The organism is Pseudomonas sp. SJZ103 (genome assembly GCF_007828335.1).
Lineage (GTDB): Bacteria > Pseudomonadota > Gammaproteobacteria > Pseudomonadales > Pseudomonadaceae > Aquipseudomonas.
The window spans coordinates 27,169-42,662 of the sequence record NZ_VIUN01000012.1; the positions used below are offsets into that span (position 1 = coordinate 27,169).

13 protein-coding genes, 4 tRNA genes and 1 pseudogene are annotated in these 15,494 nt (G+C 59.6%); 6 read left to right on the forward strand and 12 right to left on the reverse strand.

Translation table 11 applies throughout. The annotated features are described in order from the left end of the window. Positions 1-84 precede the first annotated feature (84 nt). The 4 genes from FBY10_RS22700 to FBY10_RS22715 form a co-directional block, all read right to left on the reverse strand. Positions 85-864: an ABC transporter permease gene (locus FBY10_RS22700; RefSeq protein ID WP_012723134.1), complete on the reverse strand. Its 780-nt coding sequence runs from the start codon at positions 862-864 to the stop codon at positions 85-87. Next, the gene (locus tag FBY10_RS22705) at positions 861-1,793 is read right to left on the reverse strand and encodes an ABC transporter ATP-binding protein (RefSeq protein WP_131699162.1); all 933 of its coding nucleotides are present in this window, start codon (positions 1,791-1,793) and stop codon (positions 861-863) included. Before FBY10_RS22705 ends, FBY10_RS22700 begins: the two co-directional genes overlap by 4 nt. A 134-nt stretch (positions 1,794-1,927) precedes the next feature. Continuing rightward, positions 1,928-2,545 (reverse strand): glutathione S-transferase family protein, encoded by a 618-nt coding sequence (locus FBY10_RS22710; RefSeq protein ID WP_131699161.1) that lies wholly within the window; start codon positions 2,543-2,545, stop codon positions 1,928-1,930. 56 nt (positions 2,546-2,601) lie between these two features. Continuing rightward, positions 2,602-3,261, reverse strand: coding sequence for a transglutaminase family protein (locus FBY10_RS22715; RefSeq protein WP_145337984.1), 660 nt, complete (start codon positions 3,259-3,261; stop codon positions 2,602-2,604). Positions 3,262-3,452: 191 nt separating this feature from the next. Here FBY10_RS22715 and FBY10_RS22720 point away from each other — a divergent pair, with 191 nt between their 5' ends. After that, positions 3,453-5,900: an acyl-CoA dehydrogenase gene (locus FBY10_RS22720; RefSeq protein WP_131699159.1), complete on the forward strand. Its 2,448-nt coding sequence runs from the start codon at positions 3,453-3,455 to the stop codon at positions 5,898-5,900. A 75-nt stretch (positions 5,901-5,975) separates the two neighbouring features. Then, a complete protein-coding gene (locus FBY10_RS22725; RefSeq protein ID WP_053128652.1) occupies positions 5,976-6,383 on the forward strand; it encodes a PA2817 family protein in 408 nt (135 codons plus the stop codon). A 69-nt stretch (positions 6,384-6,452) separates the two neighbouring features. Here FBY10_RS22725 and FBY10_RS22730 read toward each other — a convergent pair whose 3' ends face one another. Then, complete coding sequence (locus tag FBY10_RS22730) at positions 6,453-7,385, reverse strand: LysR family transcriptional regulator (protein WP_145337986.1); 933 nt, start codon at positions 7,383-7,385, stop codon at positions 6,453-6,455. 89 nt (positions 7,386-7,474) lie between these two features. Between FBY10_RS22730 and FBY10_RS22735 the strand changes: the two genes are divergently transcribed. Together FBY10_RS22735 and FBY10_RS22740 are read left to right on the forward strand one after the other, a co-directional pair. After that, positions 7,475-8,101 (forward strand): alanyl-tRNA editing protein, encoded by a 627-nt coding sequence (locus FBY10_RS22735; protein ID WP_131699157.1) that lies wholly within the window; start codon positions 7,475-7,477, stop codon positions 8,099-8,101. A 147-nt stretch (positions 8,102-8,248) separates the two neighbouring features. Then, positions 8,249-9,988 (forward strand): dipeptidase, encoded by a 1,740-nt coding sequence (locus FBY10_RS22740; RefSeq protein WP_145337988.1) that lies wholly within the window; start codon positions 8,249-8,251, stop codon positions 9,986-9,988. A gap of 64 nt (positions 9,989-10,052) precedes the next feature. On the opposite strand, the gene FBY10_RS22745 is transcribed toward FBY10_RS22740, so the two are convergent. The 5 genes from FBY10_RS22745 to FBY10_RS22765 form a co-directional block, all read right to left on the reverse strand. After that, positions 10,053-10,790 (reverse strand): hypothetical protein, encoded by a 738-nt coding sequence (locus FBY10_RS22745; RefSeq protein WP_131699155.1) that lies wholly within the window; start codon positions 10,788-10,790, stop codon positions 10,053-10,055. A gap of 144 nt (positions 10,791-10,934) precedes the next feature. Beyond that, positions 10,935-11,010: transfer RNA gene (locus FBY10_RS22750), tRNA-Gly, on the reverse strand. 3 nt (positions 11,011-11,013) lie between these two features. Beyond that, a tRNA-Glu gene (locus FBY10_RS22755) sits at positions 11,014-11,089 on the reverse strand. A gap of 105 nt (positions 11,090-11,194) precedes the next feature. Continuing rightward, a tRNA-Gly gene (locus FBY10_RS22760) sits at positions 11,195-11,270 on the reverse strand. 3 nt (positions 11,271-11,273) lie between these two features. Beyond that, a tRNA-Glu gene (locus FBY10_RS22765) sits at positions 11,274-11,349 on the reverse strand. 367 nt (positions 11,350-11,716) lie between these two features. On the opposite strand from FBY10_RS22765, the gene FBY10_RS22770 reads away from it, so the two are divergent. After that, on the forward strand, positions 11,717-12,487 hold the full coding sequence (locus FBY10_RS22770; protein WP_131699437.1) for a hypothetical protein: 771 nt from the start codon (positions 11,717-11,719) through the stop codon (positions 12,485-12,487). A gap of 126 nt (positions 12,488-12,613) precedes the next feature. Beyond that, a complete protein-coding gene (locus tag FBY10_RS22775; RefSeq protein WP_145337990.1) occupies positions 12,614-13,426 on the forward strand; it encodes an alpha/beta fold hydrolase in 813 nt (270 codons plus the stop codon). Positions 13,427-13,462: 36 nt separating this feature from the next. On the opposite strand, the gene FBY10_RS32270 is transcribed toward FBY10_RS22775, so the two are convergent. Beyond that, positions 13,463-14,344 carry a methyl-accepting chemotaxis protein gene (locus FBY10_RS32270; protein ID WP_371920996.1) on the reverse strand — a complete coding sequence of 294 codons (882 nt, stop codon included), beginning with the start codon at positions 14,342-14,344 and terminating at the stop codon, positions 13,463-13,465. Next, a pseudogene (locus FBY10_RS32275) lies at positions 14,324-15,430 on the reverse strand (HAMP domain-containing protein); the annotation flags it as partial. The pseudogene FBY10_RS32275 and the gene FBY10_RS32270, both read right to left, overlap by 21 nt. Positions 15,431-15,494: the final 64 nt, after the last annotated feature.

The following is a 15,494-nucleotide window of genomic DNA, read 5'->3' on the forward strand; positions in this document are numbered from 1 at the left end:
ATTGCGGTATGTCAGTCAGCTAATCTGTAGCTGACACATCGCAATCGGGAGCAAGCCCCCTCCCACATTTTTCTACCGCGCTTATCAGGTACGCATCCCGCGCCCGCTCACCAGCAGCTTCGCGCAACCGATATACAACACCACCGTCGCCACCAGCATGAAGGTGATCGCCACGCTGATCTTGATATCCGACACACCCAGGATGCCGTAGCGGAAGGCGTTGACCATGTGCAGCACCGGGTTGGCCAGCGACACGGTCTGCCAGAACGGCGGCAGCAAGGTGATGGAGTAGAACACCCCGCCCAGGTAGGTCAGCGGCGTCAGTACGAAGGTCGGGATGATCGAAATATCATCGAAGTTGCGTGCGAACACGGCGTTGATAAACCCCAACAGCGAGAAGATCGTCGCCGTCAGCACCACCACCAGAATGGTGACCCCGAGGTGATGCACCTGCAGGTGGGTGAAGAACAGCGACAGCAGCGTCACGATCACGCCCACCATCAAGCCGCGCAATACGCCACCCAAGGTGTAGCCGATCAGGATGGTGTGCGGCGACACCGGCGAGACCATCAGCTCTTCGATGGAGCGCTGGAACTTGCTGCCGAAGAAACTGGAGACCACGTTGCCGTAGGAGTTGGTGATCACTGACATCATGATCAGGCCCGGCACGATGTACTCCATATAGGTGAAACCACCCATATCGCCGATCTGGCGGCCGATCAGGTTACCGAAGATCACGAAGTACAACACCATGGTGATCGCCGGCGGCAGCAGGGTCTGCGGCCAGATCCGGGTAAAGCGCTTCACTTCGCGGTAGACGATGGTCTGCAGCGCGACGAGGTTGGGTTGCAGCTCAGAACTCATACCGCCACCTTCGTCAGATTTTTCTCCACCAGGGACACGAACAACTCCTCAAGGCGATTGGTTTTATTACGCAGGCTCAGCACTTCGATGTTCTGGGTCGCCAACTGGGTGAACAACGCAGTGATGCCCATGGCTTTATCCACCTGGACCTCCAGAGTGTGGCTGTCCACCAGGCGGCTGGGGTAGCCAAGCAGTTGCGGCGCTGCCGACAGGTTGTTCTTCAGGTCAAGCAGGAAGGTCTCCACATGCAACTGGCCCAGCAGGTTACGCATGCTGGTGTTCTCGACGATGGTGCCGTGGTCGATGATGCCGATATTGCGGCACAACTGCTCAGCCTCTTCCAGGTAGTGGGTGGTGAGGATGATGGTGATGCCCTTCTCGTTCAGCTCGGTGAGGAAGGTCCACATCGAGCGACGCAGTTCGATGTCCACGCCAGCGGTGGGTTCATCGAGGATCAACAGGCGCGGCTCATGCACCAGTGCGCGGGCAATCATCAGGCGACGCTTCATGCCGCCGGACAGCGAGCGGGACGGTACGTCGCGCTTGTCCCACAGGCCCAGCTGAGTCAGGTACTGCTCGGCGCGCTCCTTGGCGATTTTCGCCGGGATGCCGTAGTAACCGGCCTGGGTCACGACGATGTCGAAAGTCTTTTCAAACTGGTTGAAGTTGAATTCCTGGGGCACCACACCGATGGAACGCTTGAGCGCCGCCGGGGATTTGTCCAGGTCGTGGCCGAAGATATTCACCGTGCCGCTGGTCTTATTGACCAAGGTGGAGAGGATACCGATGGTGGTGGATTTGCCAGCGCCGTTGGGGCCGAGCAAGGCGAAGAAGTCACCTTCGGCAACGTCCAGATCGATACCGCTCAGGGCCTGGAAACCGTTGCCGTAGGTTTTGGTTAGCTGCCGGATGGACAGAGCAGAACTCATATCGGAATACGCACCAAAGAAGGGAATAGAAAGAGTAGATGAGGGCGCAGCGCACGTAGTTCAACGGCGGCGCATGACGGGCATGGTGCTTGCCCGCGCCGCACAAGTACAGTCACCTGTATTAATAGTCAGTATTAAGTCAACGCGGTCATGACCGCTTTGCGGTAGGCCGGGCGTTGTTGCAGGCGCTGGTACCAGGCCTCCAGATGGGGCATCGAAGGGCGTTCGATGGGCATCTCGAACCAGGCGTAGATAAAGCAGCCGAGGGGGATATCACCGATGCCGAAGGTGTCGCCCGACAGATAAGGCTGGTGGGTCAATGCGCTGTCCACGGTGCTCAGTGCATCGATACAGGCCTGACGCCCGGCATTGATGCTGTCCCAGTTCTGCTTTTCCGCCGGGGTGCGCACAATGCCCCAGAACACAGCCTTGAACGGTTCGGCAAGGGTCGAGGTGGTCCAGTCCATCCATTTCTCGGCGCTGGCACGCACTTGCAGGTCGCTCGGGTAAAACGCCGACGCGTGCTTGGCGCAGAGGTAGCGCACGATGGTGTTGGACTCCCACAACACAAAGTCACCGTCCTCGATCATCGGCACCCGACCGTTCGGGTTCAATGCCCGGTATTGCGGCGTGTCGACCACACCAAAAGCCCCGCCCGCATCAATTGCCTCATAGTCTAGGCCGAGTTCCTCGGCGCACCACAGTGCTTTCCTGACGTTTGATGAATTTTTACGACCCCAGATCTTCAGCATGACCGCGCCTTATTGTTGATGTACATGGCTTGATGAACGCAGCAGCATACGCCGGTTCACACGCGGCTTAAATCGCTCTGCATATCGCCCAGCAGGGCCGGCATGTCCTCGCCGAACAAGTGCGGGTAACAGGCCTGGATATGCGCGAAGAAAAAATCCTCAGGCACATCCGGGAACTGCCCATGGTCCACCACGTACTCCATCGAGCGCTGTCCCTGGCGATTGAATGCATGGAATACGCTGTGGTTGATCCCGTCGAAGTCCAGCGGCGGTACGTCGAACACGTCACACAGTTGCCGGTTGAACGCCGGGGTCGCCTTGACCCAGCGGCCATCGAGGTAAAGCTCGGTGTAGCCATGCATGGCAAACACATCGCTTTTGAGCAACGCGATCAGGCGTGGCGTCGACAGATGATTGCGCACGTCCGCCAGGCCGATGCGCGCCGGGATGCCACAGTGGCGGGCGCAGGCGGCGAGCAAGGTGGCCTTGGGCACGCAATAGCTTTCGCCAGCGGCCAGGGCAAAGCTGGCGCTCAGGGTGTCGGGGTCACGGCTGAAGGTGTAGGGGTTGTAGCGAATCGCCTCACGCACGGCGTAATAGAGACTGACCGCCTGGTCACATAAGTCCGCGCTGGGACCACGATGTTTTTCGGCGAACTCCACCACCGCTGGGTGGTCACTATCGATGAAGCGGCTGGGACTCAGGTACGTATCCATGAGCTTGATCTCCGAGGGAAGCCTGGAGTTTAACGACAGGTCTGCCATAGAGATAACGACGAATCGGCCAAATGTCGGCGCCTGATGCCAGGTGTCCCCAGTACAACTTGTAACACCCTGATCACCTCGCTTGTTCGGATGCCGACTAAGCTTCCTGGTGGTTTCGCCCCTGGTTTCACGGAGGATTGAATATGCTGTTGTTGTGGATACTGGTTCTGGTGGTCGGCATTGCCTACCTGGCACATCGCCGCGTCGCCCCCCTGCCCGCCCTGGGCGTGGTCGCCGTTTACCTGCTGGCGATGGGTGCCTGGAGCCACGCACCGGGTTGGCTGCTGCTGATTTTCTGGGTGTTGATCGCTGTCGTGGCCGCGCCCCTGCTGTTGCCGGACCTGCGCCGCCAATACTTCACCAAGCCGCTGTTCAGCTGGTTCCAGAAAGTCTTGCCGCCGATGTCCGAGACCGAGCGCGACGCGATCGACGCCGGCACCGTGTGGTGGGACGGCGAACTCTTCAGCGGTCGCCCCGACTGGGACAAGTTGCTGGCCTATCCCAAGGTCAAACTGACCGAAGAAGAACAGGCATTTATCGACGGCCCCACCGAAGAACTCTGCGCCATGGTCAGCGACTGGGAAATCGGCCAGGCCATGGACTTGCCGCCTGCCGCGTGGGAGCACATCAAGACCCACGGTTTCTTCGCCCTGATCATTCCCAAGGAATATGGCGGCAAAGGCTTCTCCGCTTATGCCCACTCCCAGGTCGCGATGAAACTCGCCACCCGCAGCGGCGACCTGGCCTCCACCGTGATGGTGCCTAACTCCCTCGGTCCGGCCGAGCTGCTGCTGCACTACGGCACCGACGAACAACGCAACCACTACCTGCCGCGCCTGGCGCGTGGCGATGACATTCCCTGCTTCGCCCTCACCGGCCCGCTGGCCGGCTCCGATGCCGGCGCCATGCCTGACACAGGCGTGATCTGCAAAGGCGAATGGGAAGGCAAGGAAACCCTCGGCCTGCGCCTGAACTGGGAAAAACGCTACATCACCCTTGGCCCGGTCGCGACCCTGCTGGGCCTGGCCTTCAAGGCCCACGACCCCGACCACCTGCTGGGTGAAGAAGAAGACCTGGGCATCAGCCTTGCGCTGATCCCTACCGACACCCCCGGCGTGGAAATCGGCCGTCGCCACCTGCCCCTCGGCGCCGCGTTCATGAACGGCCCGAACTCCGGCAAGGACGTGTTCATCCCCCTGGAGTACCTCATCGGCGGCCAGGAAATGCTCGGCAAAGGCTGGATGATGCTGATGAACTGCCTGTCGGTAGGCCGTTCGATCTCCCTGCCCGCCGTGGGCACCGGCGCGGCCAAGTTCACCAGCCTGGTGACCGGCCAATATGCCCAGGTACGCGAACAGTTCAACGTACCGCTGTCGGCTTTCGAAGGTATCCAGGAAGCCCTGGCCCGCATCGGCGGCAACGCCTGGCTGATGGACAGCGCGCGCATGCTCACCGCCAATGCCGTGGACCTCGGCGAAAAACCCTCGGTGCTGTCGGCGATCCTCAAGTACCACCTGACCGAACGCGGCCGCGAGTGCATCAGCCACGCCATGGACGTGCATGGCGGCAAGGGCATCATCATGGGCCCGAACAACTACCTGGGCCGCAGCTGGCAGGGCGCGCCGATCTTCATCACCGTGGAAGGCGCAAATATTCTCTCGCGCAACCTGATGATCTTCGGCCAGGGTGCCATCCGCTGCCATCCGTTCGTGCTCAAGGAAATGGCGCTGGCCGGTCGTGAAGACCACGATCAGGCACTGAAGGAGTTCGACGGGCTGCTGATGCAACACATTGGTTTTGCCGTGAGCAATGCCGCCAGCACCCTGGTGCTGAACCTCGGCGTGGGGCACTTCGAGAAAGCCCCGGGCAACCGTTTGAGCCAGGGTTATTTCCGCGCCTTGAACCGCCAGGCTGCCGCATTCGCGCTGCTGGCGGACCTGAGCATGATGCTGCTGGGTGGCGAGTTGAAACGCCGCGAACGCCTGTCGGCACGCCTCGGTGACGTGCTGAGCCATATGTACCTGGCATCGGCGGCACTCAAGCGTTACCACGACCTGGATTCGCCGGATCACCTGGAACCGCTGTTCGCCTGGGCCATGGAAGAAAGCCTCGGCGAGTCCGAGCGTGCGCTGGATGAACTGCTGACCAACTTCCCGAATAAAGTGCTGGGCTGCCTGCTGCGGGTGATTGTGTTCCCGTTCGGGCGCCGCCATACCGGCCCGTCCGATGCACTGGATGCCGAAGTGGCCGCGGTGATTGGTCGCGCCAAAGGCGACCCGACCCTGGAAGAACTGCTTGCCGGCTGCTACCGCCCGCAAGCGGCAGAAGATCCGGTGGGCGCACTGCAACATGCCTACGACCTGCTGGGTGCCAGCCACCCGCTGCAGAAAAAACTGCACGCCGCGCTCAAAAGCGGCCAGGTCAAACCGACTGCCGGCGAACATGCCATCGACGCCGCGCTGCATGCCGGTGTGCTGCAACCTGCAGAAGCGCAAACCTTGCGTGACGCTGAAGCGGCACGGCGCAAGGTGATCGACGTGGATGATTTCAGCAAGGAAGAGCTGGTACACGCTGAAGGTAAAGTCCGCTGAGTCCGGAGGTCATATAAAAACGGGCGCGAGAGGCATATACTCTCGCGCCCGTTTTTGCTTTAGAGGACTTATCTCGTGTCCAACGTCGTTGCCGATCATCTCGTCTTGCTCGACCACCTGCGCAGCATCCTGGTTGCCGTCGGCGAAGCCGAACAGGTGCCCGAGGAAAGCCACACCCTGTTCCTGGAGCGCTTCGACGAACTGCGCGCCCTGCTGCCAATCGACCCGATCGAAAGCCAGTACCTGGGCCAGGACCTGATGAGCCAGGTCATCCTGCGCTACCCGCAGATCGCCCACCTCGTCCCGCGCGACCTGCTGTGGTTCTTCGGCGGCGATTGCCTGCACTTCATGCCTGATGAAGAACTGGACCTGTACCAGGCCCTGGAAGAGCGTCGCTTTGAAGCCGAACAGAACGAGGAACCGTTCGACTGGAACCAGGAAAAGCAACTGCTGGCCATGCCGCAAGACCAAAGCAAACACTGATTGCTCAAAACACTGCACAACTGTATGCGGGAGGGAGCAAGCCCTCCTCCCACATTTTCGACGGCGCGCCTATCGACGGCGCAATGTCGGCTCCCTCGCCATGCACTCCACCAGATAATCGATAAACACCCGCAGCTTCGGCGGCAAGTAGCGCGTGGGCGAATGCAACAACCACGCCTCGCCATGGTAGGACGCAATAAAATCCCACGCGGGCAACACCTGTACCAACCGCCCCTCCTCCAACGCATGCCGCGCGGTGAAATACGGCAAGCTGCCAATTCCCACGTGCTGTAACACCGCATCCAGCCGTACGCCGGTGTGATTCGCCGCATAACGTCCACGCACGCCGACCGTCACCGCCTTGCCGCCCTGGCGGAATTTCCAGCGCGAATCCCCCGGGGTTTCACCGAGATAGATGCAACTGTGCGCCAGCAAATCGTGGGGATGCTCCGGCGCACCATGCTCGGCTAGATACTGCGGCGTGGCACAGAGTAAATGCTCAATTGGCAATAACTGCCGCCCCACCAGGCCCGGCGGCGGGCTGTCGGTGATACGGATGCTGAGGTCGACATTGTCGTCGATCATGTCCACATGCCGGTCCTCAAGGATCAATTGCACATCCACCTTGGGATAACGCCGCAGAAACTCCGGCATATGCGGGTGCACCACAAACCGCCCCACCGCCTTCGGCACACTGACCCGCACCAGGCCTTCGGCCTCATGGGTGAACTGGCCGCTGATTTCCATCACTGAGCGCGCCGCGCTGACCATCTCCTGGCAGCGCTTGAAAACCTCCTCACCGGCTTCACTCAGGCGCAATTTGCGTGTGGTGCGTTGCATCAAACGGGTAGCCAGGGCCTTTTCCAGGCGCGAGATGCTACGGCTCACCGCCGACGGCGAAACGCTCAACTGCCGAGCCGCTCCGGAGAAGCTGCCGGTTTCTACTACCTTGACGAAAATCGCCATTTCACCCAGCAGCGACAAAGGAAGATTGATGCTCATGACGCACAGGTCCATTGATATTTGAGCGGATTATCACCTATCGACGCACTATTTATACTGCCCGCAGAACCCTGATGCGGATGTAGAAAATGACCGAGCGCCTGTTTTTCACCCACGACCACCTGACCGCCGAGCTTGAAGTGCTGAGCTGCACCCCCTGCGAGGGCCAGTTTGCAGTCGTTTTGCGGTCGACGATTTTCCACCCCCAAGGCGGTGGCCAGCCATTCGATACCGGCTGGCTGGGCGACAGCCAGGTGCTGCGAGTCACCCAGGAAACCGATCGCGTGGTGCACTATGTCAACCAACCTGTGGAACCGGGCCCCATCACCGCACGGGTCGACGAACCACGCCGCGCCCTGCACACCCGCCTGCATTCCGCCGGACATTTGATCGGCAACGCCGGCGAGACCCTGGGCTGGATGCCGATCAAGGCCCATCACTGGCCAGGCGAAGGCAAGATCACTTTTATCCGTGGCGAAACCGCACAAGCCATGGACGCCGAGATCATTCAACAGCGGATCAACCAATGGATCGCCGCCGACTACCCGCGCCGCATGGCCTTGGAGGACGGCACCCGCGAAGTGGGCTTCGGTGATTTGCCGCCCTACGCTTGCGGCGGTACCCATGTGCAAACGCTGGGCGAGCTGGGCCAGGTGACGATCCTGGCGCTTTCGGAGAAAAAGGGCGCGTTGTCGGTGCGGTACAGCCTGGGCTAGAGCGCGGAGTCGAGCGTGCTATCGAGTTTTTAGATAAGCCTCTCAGTGGCCTCCCAGGCACACCTTGGCAGTGGTAGTGTGTCGAAATATTTCTGACATATCGATCAGGAATCCCCTATTTCCCTTTGCAAAGGAATGCCTCTGACCATGCACTTTCGACTCAAGCAATTAGCGGCTGCCACCCTGTTCGCGGCCGGTCTTTCGGTGATGACCACGCCCGCCTTTGCCAACATCACCCCAGAGCAAAGCACGGCGATTCTGAAGAGTTTCAGCGAAACGTCAGTTACGGATTTCCGTGGTTTCCTCGGCAGCCTGGCCAAGGGCGACTTGGGCAAGGCTGACGACGTGGGTCCGGCGATCAGTGCCTTCCTCGATAACAAAACCCTGACCGCCGACCAGCAGAACGAGATCCATCGCCTGCTGGGGATTTACACCCGAGTGAAGTACGGCAAGGCCGCCCTCGATACCTTGCGCGAACTGGTGGAAATCCCGACCTTCAACGTGGACGGCATACCGCAGTACAAAAACCCGGAATTCATCCGGATTGCTGACAAGATCCAGGCCCTGGCCAAGACCTTCAACCTCAACTTCCGTAACGTCGACAACCGCGTGTACGAGATTTCCCTGGAAGGCAGCGGCGCCGAAGTGGTGGGCATCCACGCCCACGCCGACGTGGTGCCGGTGACGCCGGAGAACTGGGTGTTGAAAGACGGCACCAGGCTCGACCCGTTCAAGGTCACGCTGATCGGCGACCGCATGTATGGCCGGGGCACCGAGGATGACAAAAACGGCATCGTGGTGGCGATGTACGCCATGAAGGTGATCAAGGAAGAGAAGCTGCCGCTGGCGCGCAATTTCAAGCTGCTGGTGGACACCACCGAAGAAACTTCCGGCGACGCGATACCCTATTACTTCGAACGCAACCCGACGCCGCAGTACAACCTGGCGCTGGATGGCGGCTACCCGGTGGTGATTGCCGAAAAAGGTTATGGCACTGTCATGGCCACCTTCCCGCGTCGCAAAGGGGAAGGCAAAGGTGCCGAAATCATCTCGATGACCGGCGGCATGGCCACCAACCAGATTCCCTCGGCCTCGGTTGCCACGTTTATCAGCGACAAGCCTGCCGAACTGGCCGCCAGCCTGCAAAAAGCCGGCGCGGAGTATGCCAAGCGCAACGGCGGTGACTTCGAGGTGGCAGCCAAGGTGGTCGGCAAAGAGGTCAAGCTGACGGTGACCGGGGTTTCCGCGCACTCCTCCGAACCGCAATCCGGTATCAACCCGGTGTCGCGCATGCTGGAGCTGATCCACACTGTCGACGGCAAGATCGCCCTCAAGCATAACCACATCACCGACGCCGCCCGTTATGCCTCGGATAACTGGGGCCTGGATTATCTGGGCGGCAAATTAGGCGTGGGTTTCTCCGATGATTTCATGGGGCCGCTGACCACCTCGCTGACCTTTGTCGGCCTGGATGACAAAGCCTTCAAGCTGGCGGTGAACCTGCGTGTACCAAAGGGCAAATCGCCGGAGAAACTGAAAGCCGAGATTTCCAACAAGTTGAGCGCCTGGGACAAGCAAACCAAGGTCAATGTGGACTTCACTTACTCGATCGCCGAACCGATGTACCGCAACCCGGAAGGTGAGTGGGTGAAGGCCTTGTTGGCAGTGGCCAGCGAAAACCTGGGTATGGAGCATAAGTTCGGCACTTCGGCCGGCGCGACCTCTGTGCATGAACTGCCCAATGGCGTGCAATTCGGCCTGGCGCGGCCGGAAGTGAAATACACCGGGCACACCGACAATGAGTTCAAGACGGTCGATCAGTTCTTGCTGGATCTGCAGATCGTCACCGAAATGATGGGGCGTATCGGGCAGTTGCCGAAACTCTGACAGCGATTGAAGTGTGCGCAAAAAAACGCCGATCAGTGATGATCGGCGTTTTTATTCAGGTTCTTCATGCGCCCAGGTATCGCTTGCGCTCCTGTTCCCGCTGCAACATGTCCAGAGGTGGGTAGTAGATATACAGGGAAGACTCGATGGCAAACCATGCCGACGCCAACATTACCCCGCCAGCTACCACGACCATACTGGCCAAAAACAGCCCCGTATCACCCAGTACATGCATTGCCGAGAAAATCAGCGAACCAGTGCCGAATCCAAAATATGGCACCGCCCAATCCACGACGGACAGCACCAAACAACCAAACACCAGGTGCGCGACTTTGTTCATCATCAACCGGTGCTGTTCTCGCAACTGCACATGCCGCTGATACCAGCTAAGCAGGAAATCACTGTTTTCCTTCAGCGCCAGATCCAGAAGGTCGTTGGCCCACACATAACCGATCCCCCTTGAAGGAGGTGTATAGGCATCACCCAAGAGCTTTGGAAAGGCCATTCGCAACCTTGTGCCGATCCCACGAACGATTTCCGTCAACAGCGGCAGAACGAAAGACACCACCAGCGCAAAAGAGGCCGCGGCGACCGTCAGGAACCCCAAGTCAGCGAGCAATGCATCGCTGCTGGTCGTCCACTCCACCAAGGGCGTACCGGTACGGATTAGCAAAGCGATATCGAGAAACAGCACAACGCTGACAAAGCGCATTGCCCAATGGAAATCCCATGCTTTTTCCAAGGCGCTGATCCCCAATGGGGCGACCTTGGTTTCACCGGACGATTGAGAGGTTTCTGCCATCACGGGCGCTCCTTGAACTGAAACGCCCGACTATATCTCGAACACGCCAGGATCTGAGCCAGGAAGATGGCAGTTTCAGACAGATAAACAAATAACGCACAAACAAAAACGCCGATCATCACTGATCGGCGTTTTTGTTGAATATGGAGCGGGAAACGAGACTCGAACTCGCGACCCCGACCTTGGCAAGGTCGTGCTCTACCAACTGAGCTATTCCCGCAAATGGCGTCCCCTAGGGGACTCGAACCCCTGTTACCGCCGTGAAAGGGCGGTGTCCTAGGCCACTAGACGAAGGGGACACGCTACTGAAACACATGGTGTGTATTTCAGTGCCCAGAGGCCTCATCCGAAGACTTGGTCCTGGTTTCACTCAGTGCCGCCCGAGAGCCACACTGCTTGTAAATTGGAGCGGGAAACGAGACTCGAACTCGCGACCCCGACCTTGGCAAGGTCGTGCTCTACCAACTGAGCTATTCCCGCATATGGCGTCCCCTAGGGGACTCGAACCCCTGTTACCGCCGTGAAAGGGCGGTGTCCTAGGCCACTAGACGAAGGGGACACACGTACAACATTCACTCCCTACCGCGTTTCGCTGTGTGCTTTACGCTGTAAGTGGCGCGCATTCTATGGATGGATTGAAAGGTCGTCAACCCCCAAGGATAAATTTATTTAAATCAATGACTTCGCCCGCGTTTACCGGCCTGCACGGGCATTCTGACCGCCCGGGCCTTGGCGCCTATATTCTGGCGCCCGACAAGGCGCTATAGTTTGCTCCAGCAAATGATGGCAATGTGCATCTATACAGGAAGCGGCTACCTATATAGCTATATAGGAGAAACTACCTGGGTAACTGGTCGATCAGTCCTATCCGCCGACAAGCCCAGTCACTACACTCTACTGTAAACCCTATTAAAGAGGTCACACCGGTGACACCACTCATGATCACCCTGCTGGTAATAGCCGGGATCGTAATACTGATCGCCATTGGCTACATGAACCACGTGGTGGAAAACAACAAGCTGGAAAAGCAGCGCACCGAAATCGAGCTTAACGATCGCCTGCGCCGTTGCGGTGAGATCACCGAGACATTCCCTGGCCAACTGATGACCCCGGCGCTCAAGCTGTTACTGACCCGCCTGGAGCTCAACGTCAACCAGCGCCTGTTGAACCTCAACAAGACCAGTGCACCGATCAAGGCACGTATCGCTGAGCTGAACACGCTGGTGGCCCAGGGCGAATCCCTTCCGGTGAACAACCCGCCGGCGCCGATCCAGACCGAAGCCAAGGCCAAGGACGTGCGCTTCCTGCTGGAAGCCCTGCACGGCCAAGTCACCCGCGCCGCCCAGGACGGTTTCCTGCCGACCAACGAAGCCAAGCACTGGATCAAGGAAATCCGTCATATCCTGGTGCTGTTGCACATCGAATTCTTCAACAACCTCGGCCAGCACGCCTTGCAGCAGGGTCAGCCTGGCCAGGCGCGCCTGGCCTTCGAGCGTGGCGTGCAGTACCTGCGCAAGCAGCCTGAACCGGTGCTCTACAGTGCACAGCTGCAATTGCTGGAAGGCCAACTGGCCCGCGCCAACTCTACCGTGCTGGCTAACAGCAAACAGGCGGCAGAGGAAGTCAACGAATTGACCCAAGGCATGAAAGAAGTCGACGCCGACGCCGAGTGGAAAAAGAAAGTCATCTACGACTGATCTGCCCACTCCCCTGTGGTGAGCGGGCTGCCCGCTCACCACAACATGCCATCACTTTGCATCTATCGCCACGCCCCCGACTAGCGTAAAAAAGTGCCCCTCACTCCGTGAAGTCAGAGGCCCGTTATGCCTATCGCCGTCATTGATGGACAACCGCTGCATTACGTCGACCAGGGCATCGGTCCTGTCGTCCTGCTCGGCTCAAGCTACCTGTGGGACCGCAACATGTGGGCTCCGCAGATCGAAGCCCTGTCACAACAGTACCGGGTGATCGTGCCCGAACTATGGGGCCACGGCGAATCGGGCCAACTCCCCGCACCCACCCACTCCCTCGACGACCTCGCGCGCCAGGCCCTGGCCCTGCTTGACCACCTGGAGATCGCACAGATCAACCTGGTAGGCCTGTCGGTGGGTGGCATGTGGGGCGCACGCCTGGCGTTGCAGGCCCCCGAGCGGATCAACAGCCTGGTGCTGATGGACACCTACCTCGGTGCCGAGCCAGAGGCCACGCGCCAGTATTACTTCTCGTTGTTCAAGATGATTGAAGACGCCGGCGCCATTCCTGAGCCGTTGCTCGATGTGATCGCGCCGATCTTCTTTCGCCCGGACATCGACCGCGAATCAGCGCTCTATCAGGATTTTCGCAAGTCACTGCTGGACTTTCCCCGGGAACGCCTGCTGAACAGCATCGTGCCCCTGGGTCGATTGATCTTCAGCCGCGAAGATGTGCTGGAACAACTACCGCACCTGGACGCCGACACCACCTTGGTGATGTGTGGCGAACAGGACCAACCTCGCCCACCCGCCGAATCCGAGGAAATGGCCGAACTGATTGGCTGTGCCCTGATCCTGATTCCAGACGCCGGGCATATCTCCAGCCGGGAGAACCCGGATTTCGTCAACGAAGCGCTGCTGACCTTCCTCGCCAACCACGCCTGATCGCCCTCCCTTTTGATCGCCGCCTCCGGGCGGCGATCAAAGACGGAAGTGCCCTACCATCCCTTTGAGTTCCGCCCCCAACTGCGCCAGTTGGATGCTCGACGCCGCATTGCCCTGCATGCTCAACGCCGATTGATCGGCACTCGCACGAATACTGGTGACGCTACGGTTGATCTCTTCGGCCACCGAGCTCTGCTCCTCAGCCGCAGCGGCAATCTGCTGGTTCATCTGCTGGATCAACGACACCGCTACCGCAATGCTGCCCAGGGCACTCTCGGTTTCCAGCGCATCGCTGACCGCCAGCTTGACCAGCTCGCCACTTTGCTGGATCTGCTGCACCGATGATTGCGCAGCGCTGCGCAGGGTACTGACCAGCCGCTCGATTTCTTCGGTCGATTGCTGGGTGCGCTTGGCCAGTGCCCGTACTTCATCGGCCACCACCGCAAAACCCCGGCCCTGTTCGCCTGCTCGCGCGGCCTCGATGGCCGCATTCAGGGCCAGCAGGTTGGTCTGTTCGGCAACGCTTTTGATCACACTCAGCACGGCGCCGATATTCTGGATTTCGGCACTGAGGCTCTCGATGCTGGTGCTCGCACGGGTACTGGACGTGGCCAGCAACTCAATGCGCTGCAAACTCTGGCGCACCACCTGCTGGCCGCTATCGACCTTCTCATCCGCCGTCTGCGCGGCTTGCGCGGCCTGTTCGGCGTTGCGCGCCACATCGTGCACGGTGGCGGTCATCTGATTCATCGCGGTAGCAACCTGCTCGGTTTCTTCCTTCTGGCTGCTGACCTCGACGTTGGTCTGCTCGGTCACGCTGGACAGCGAATGCGCCGAGCTGGCCAATTGTTCGATACCGGCCTGCAGGCCGCTGACCATCTGGCTGAGGCCGCTGCCCATCTGTTGCATCGCCTGCATCAACTGGCCGATTTCATCACGACGGCTGACCTCCATGCGTCCGCTCAAATCCCCGGCGGCAATCTGTTGGGCCACCGCGATCACACTGCGCAGCGGTGCAACGATCAAGCGGGTAATCACCCAGGCTGCAATCAGGCCCACCAGCAAGGCCAGGACCGACGAACCGACGATCAGCATCGCGCTTTTCTTCAGTTGCGCCTGCATCGACAGGTCTTCAGCGTCATAGGCCTGGTTGACCCGGCTGACGACTTGGTCAGCACGATCATGCAGTTGTTTGTAGACGACTTTTTCCTGGGCCAGCAGGCCGGTGTATTCCCCCAGTTTCTCGCTGAACGCGGCGATATGCCCGGAAACTTCGTTGAGCACCGTCTGATAACCAGGGTCCTTGACTGAAGTTTTCAGTTGCTCGACCTGGGCCAGGGCCTGGTCGGCCTGCTCGATCTTGCCTTGCTCGGCGTCGTCTGCATCCACCCTGCGGCTCTGGTCCAGGCGCACATGAGCTTCGTTCATGGCCTGCAACATCAAACGTGAAACCTGACTGATCTGGCCTGCCTGCTCGATAAACTCGGCCCCCTCCTTACCTTGGCTTTCCTTGAGACCATAGGCCCCGTCGTCCGACAGCCCGGACTGCAATACATCCAGGTTATTCGCCACACTGGACACCGACCAACTGGCCATTTCCAGCGCCAGATCCTTGGTCTGTGTCAGCTCGACAAATTCATCGAACGCCTTACGGTAAGCGGCAAGGGCCTGCTCGACCTCGGCCATCACCGAAACATTCGCCGCAGACCGGGCCTTGAGACTGGCCACCTGGACCGCCAGGGCATCGAGATTTTCATGCAGGGCGTCGACAGCCTTGGGGTCGGCGTGCAGCGCGTAGTCCTGTTCGATCAGGCGCACCTTGAGCAAGCCGCTGTTGAGCGACGACATGGCCTTGAGGCCTTCAAAACGATGGCCAACGGTTTGCAGGGACCACACGCCGATAGCTGCGACCAACGCCGTCAGCAGCAGCACCAGGGTAAAGCCCAAACCCAGTTTTTTCGCCATACCGAGGTTGGCGAAACGTCGTTGCACGCCTGAAATCATTGCACTTGAATCCTCTTGCAATGGCGAACGCCATCAAGTCCGATGGACAAGCGACGAGATTCGC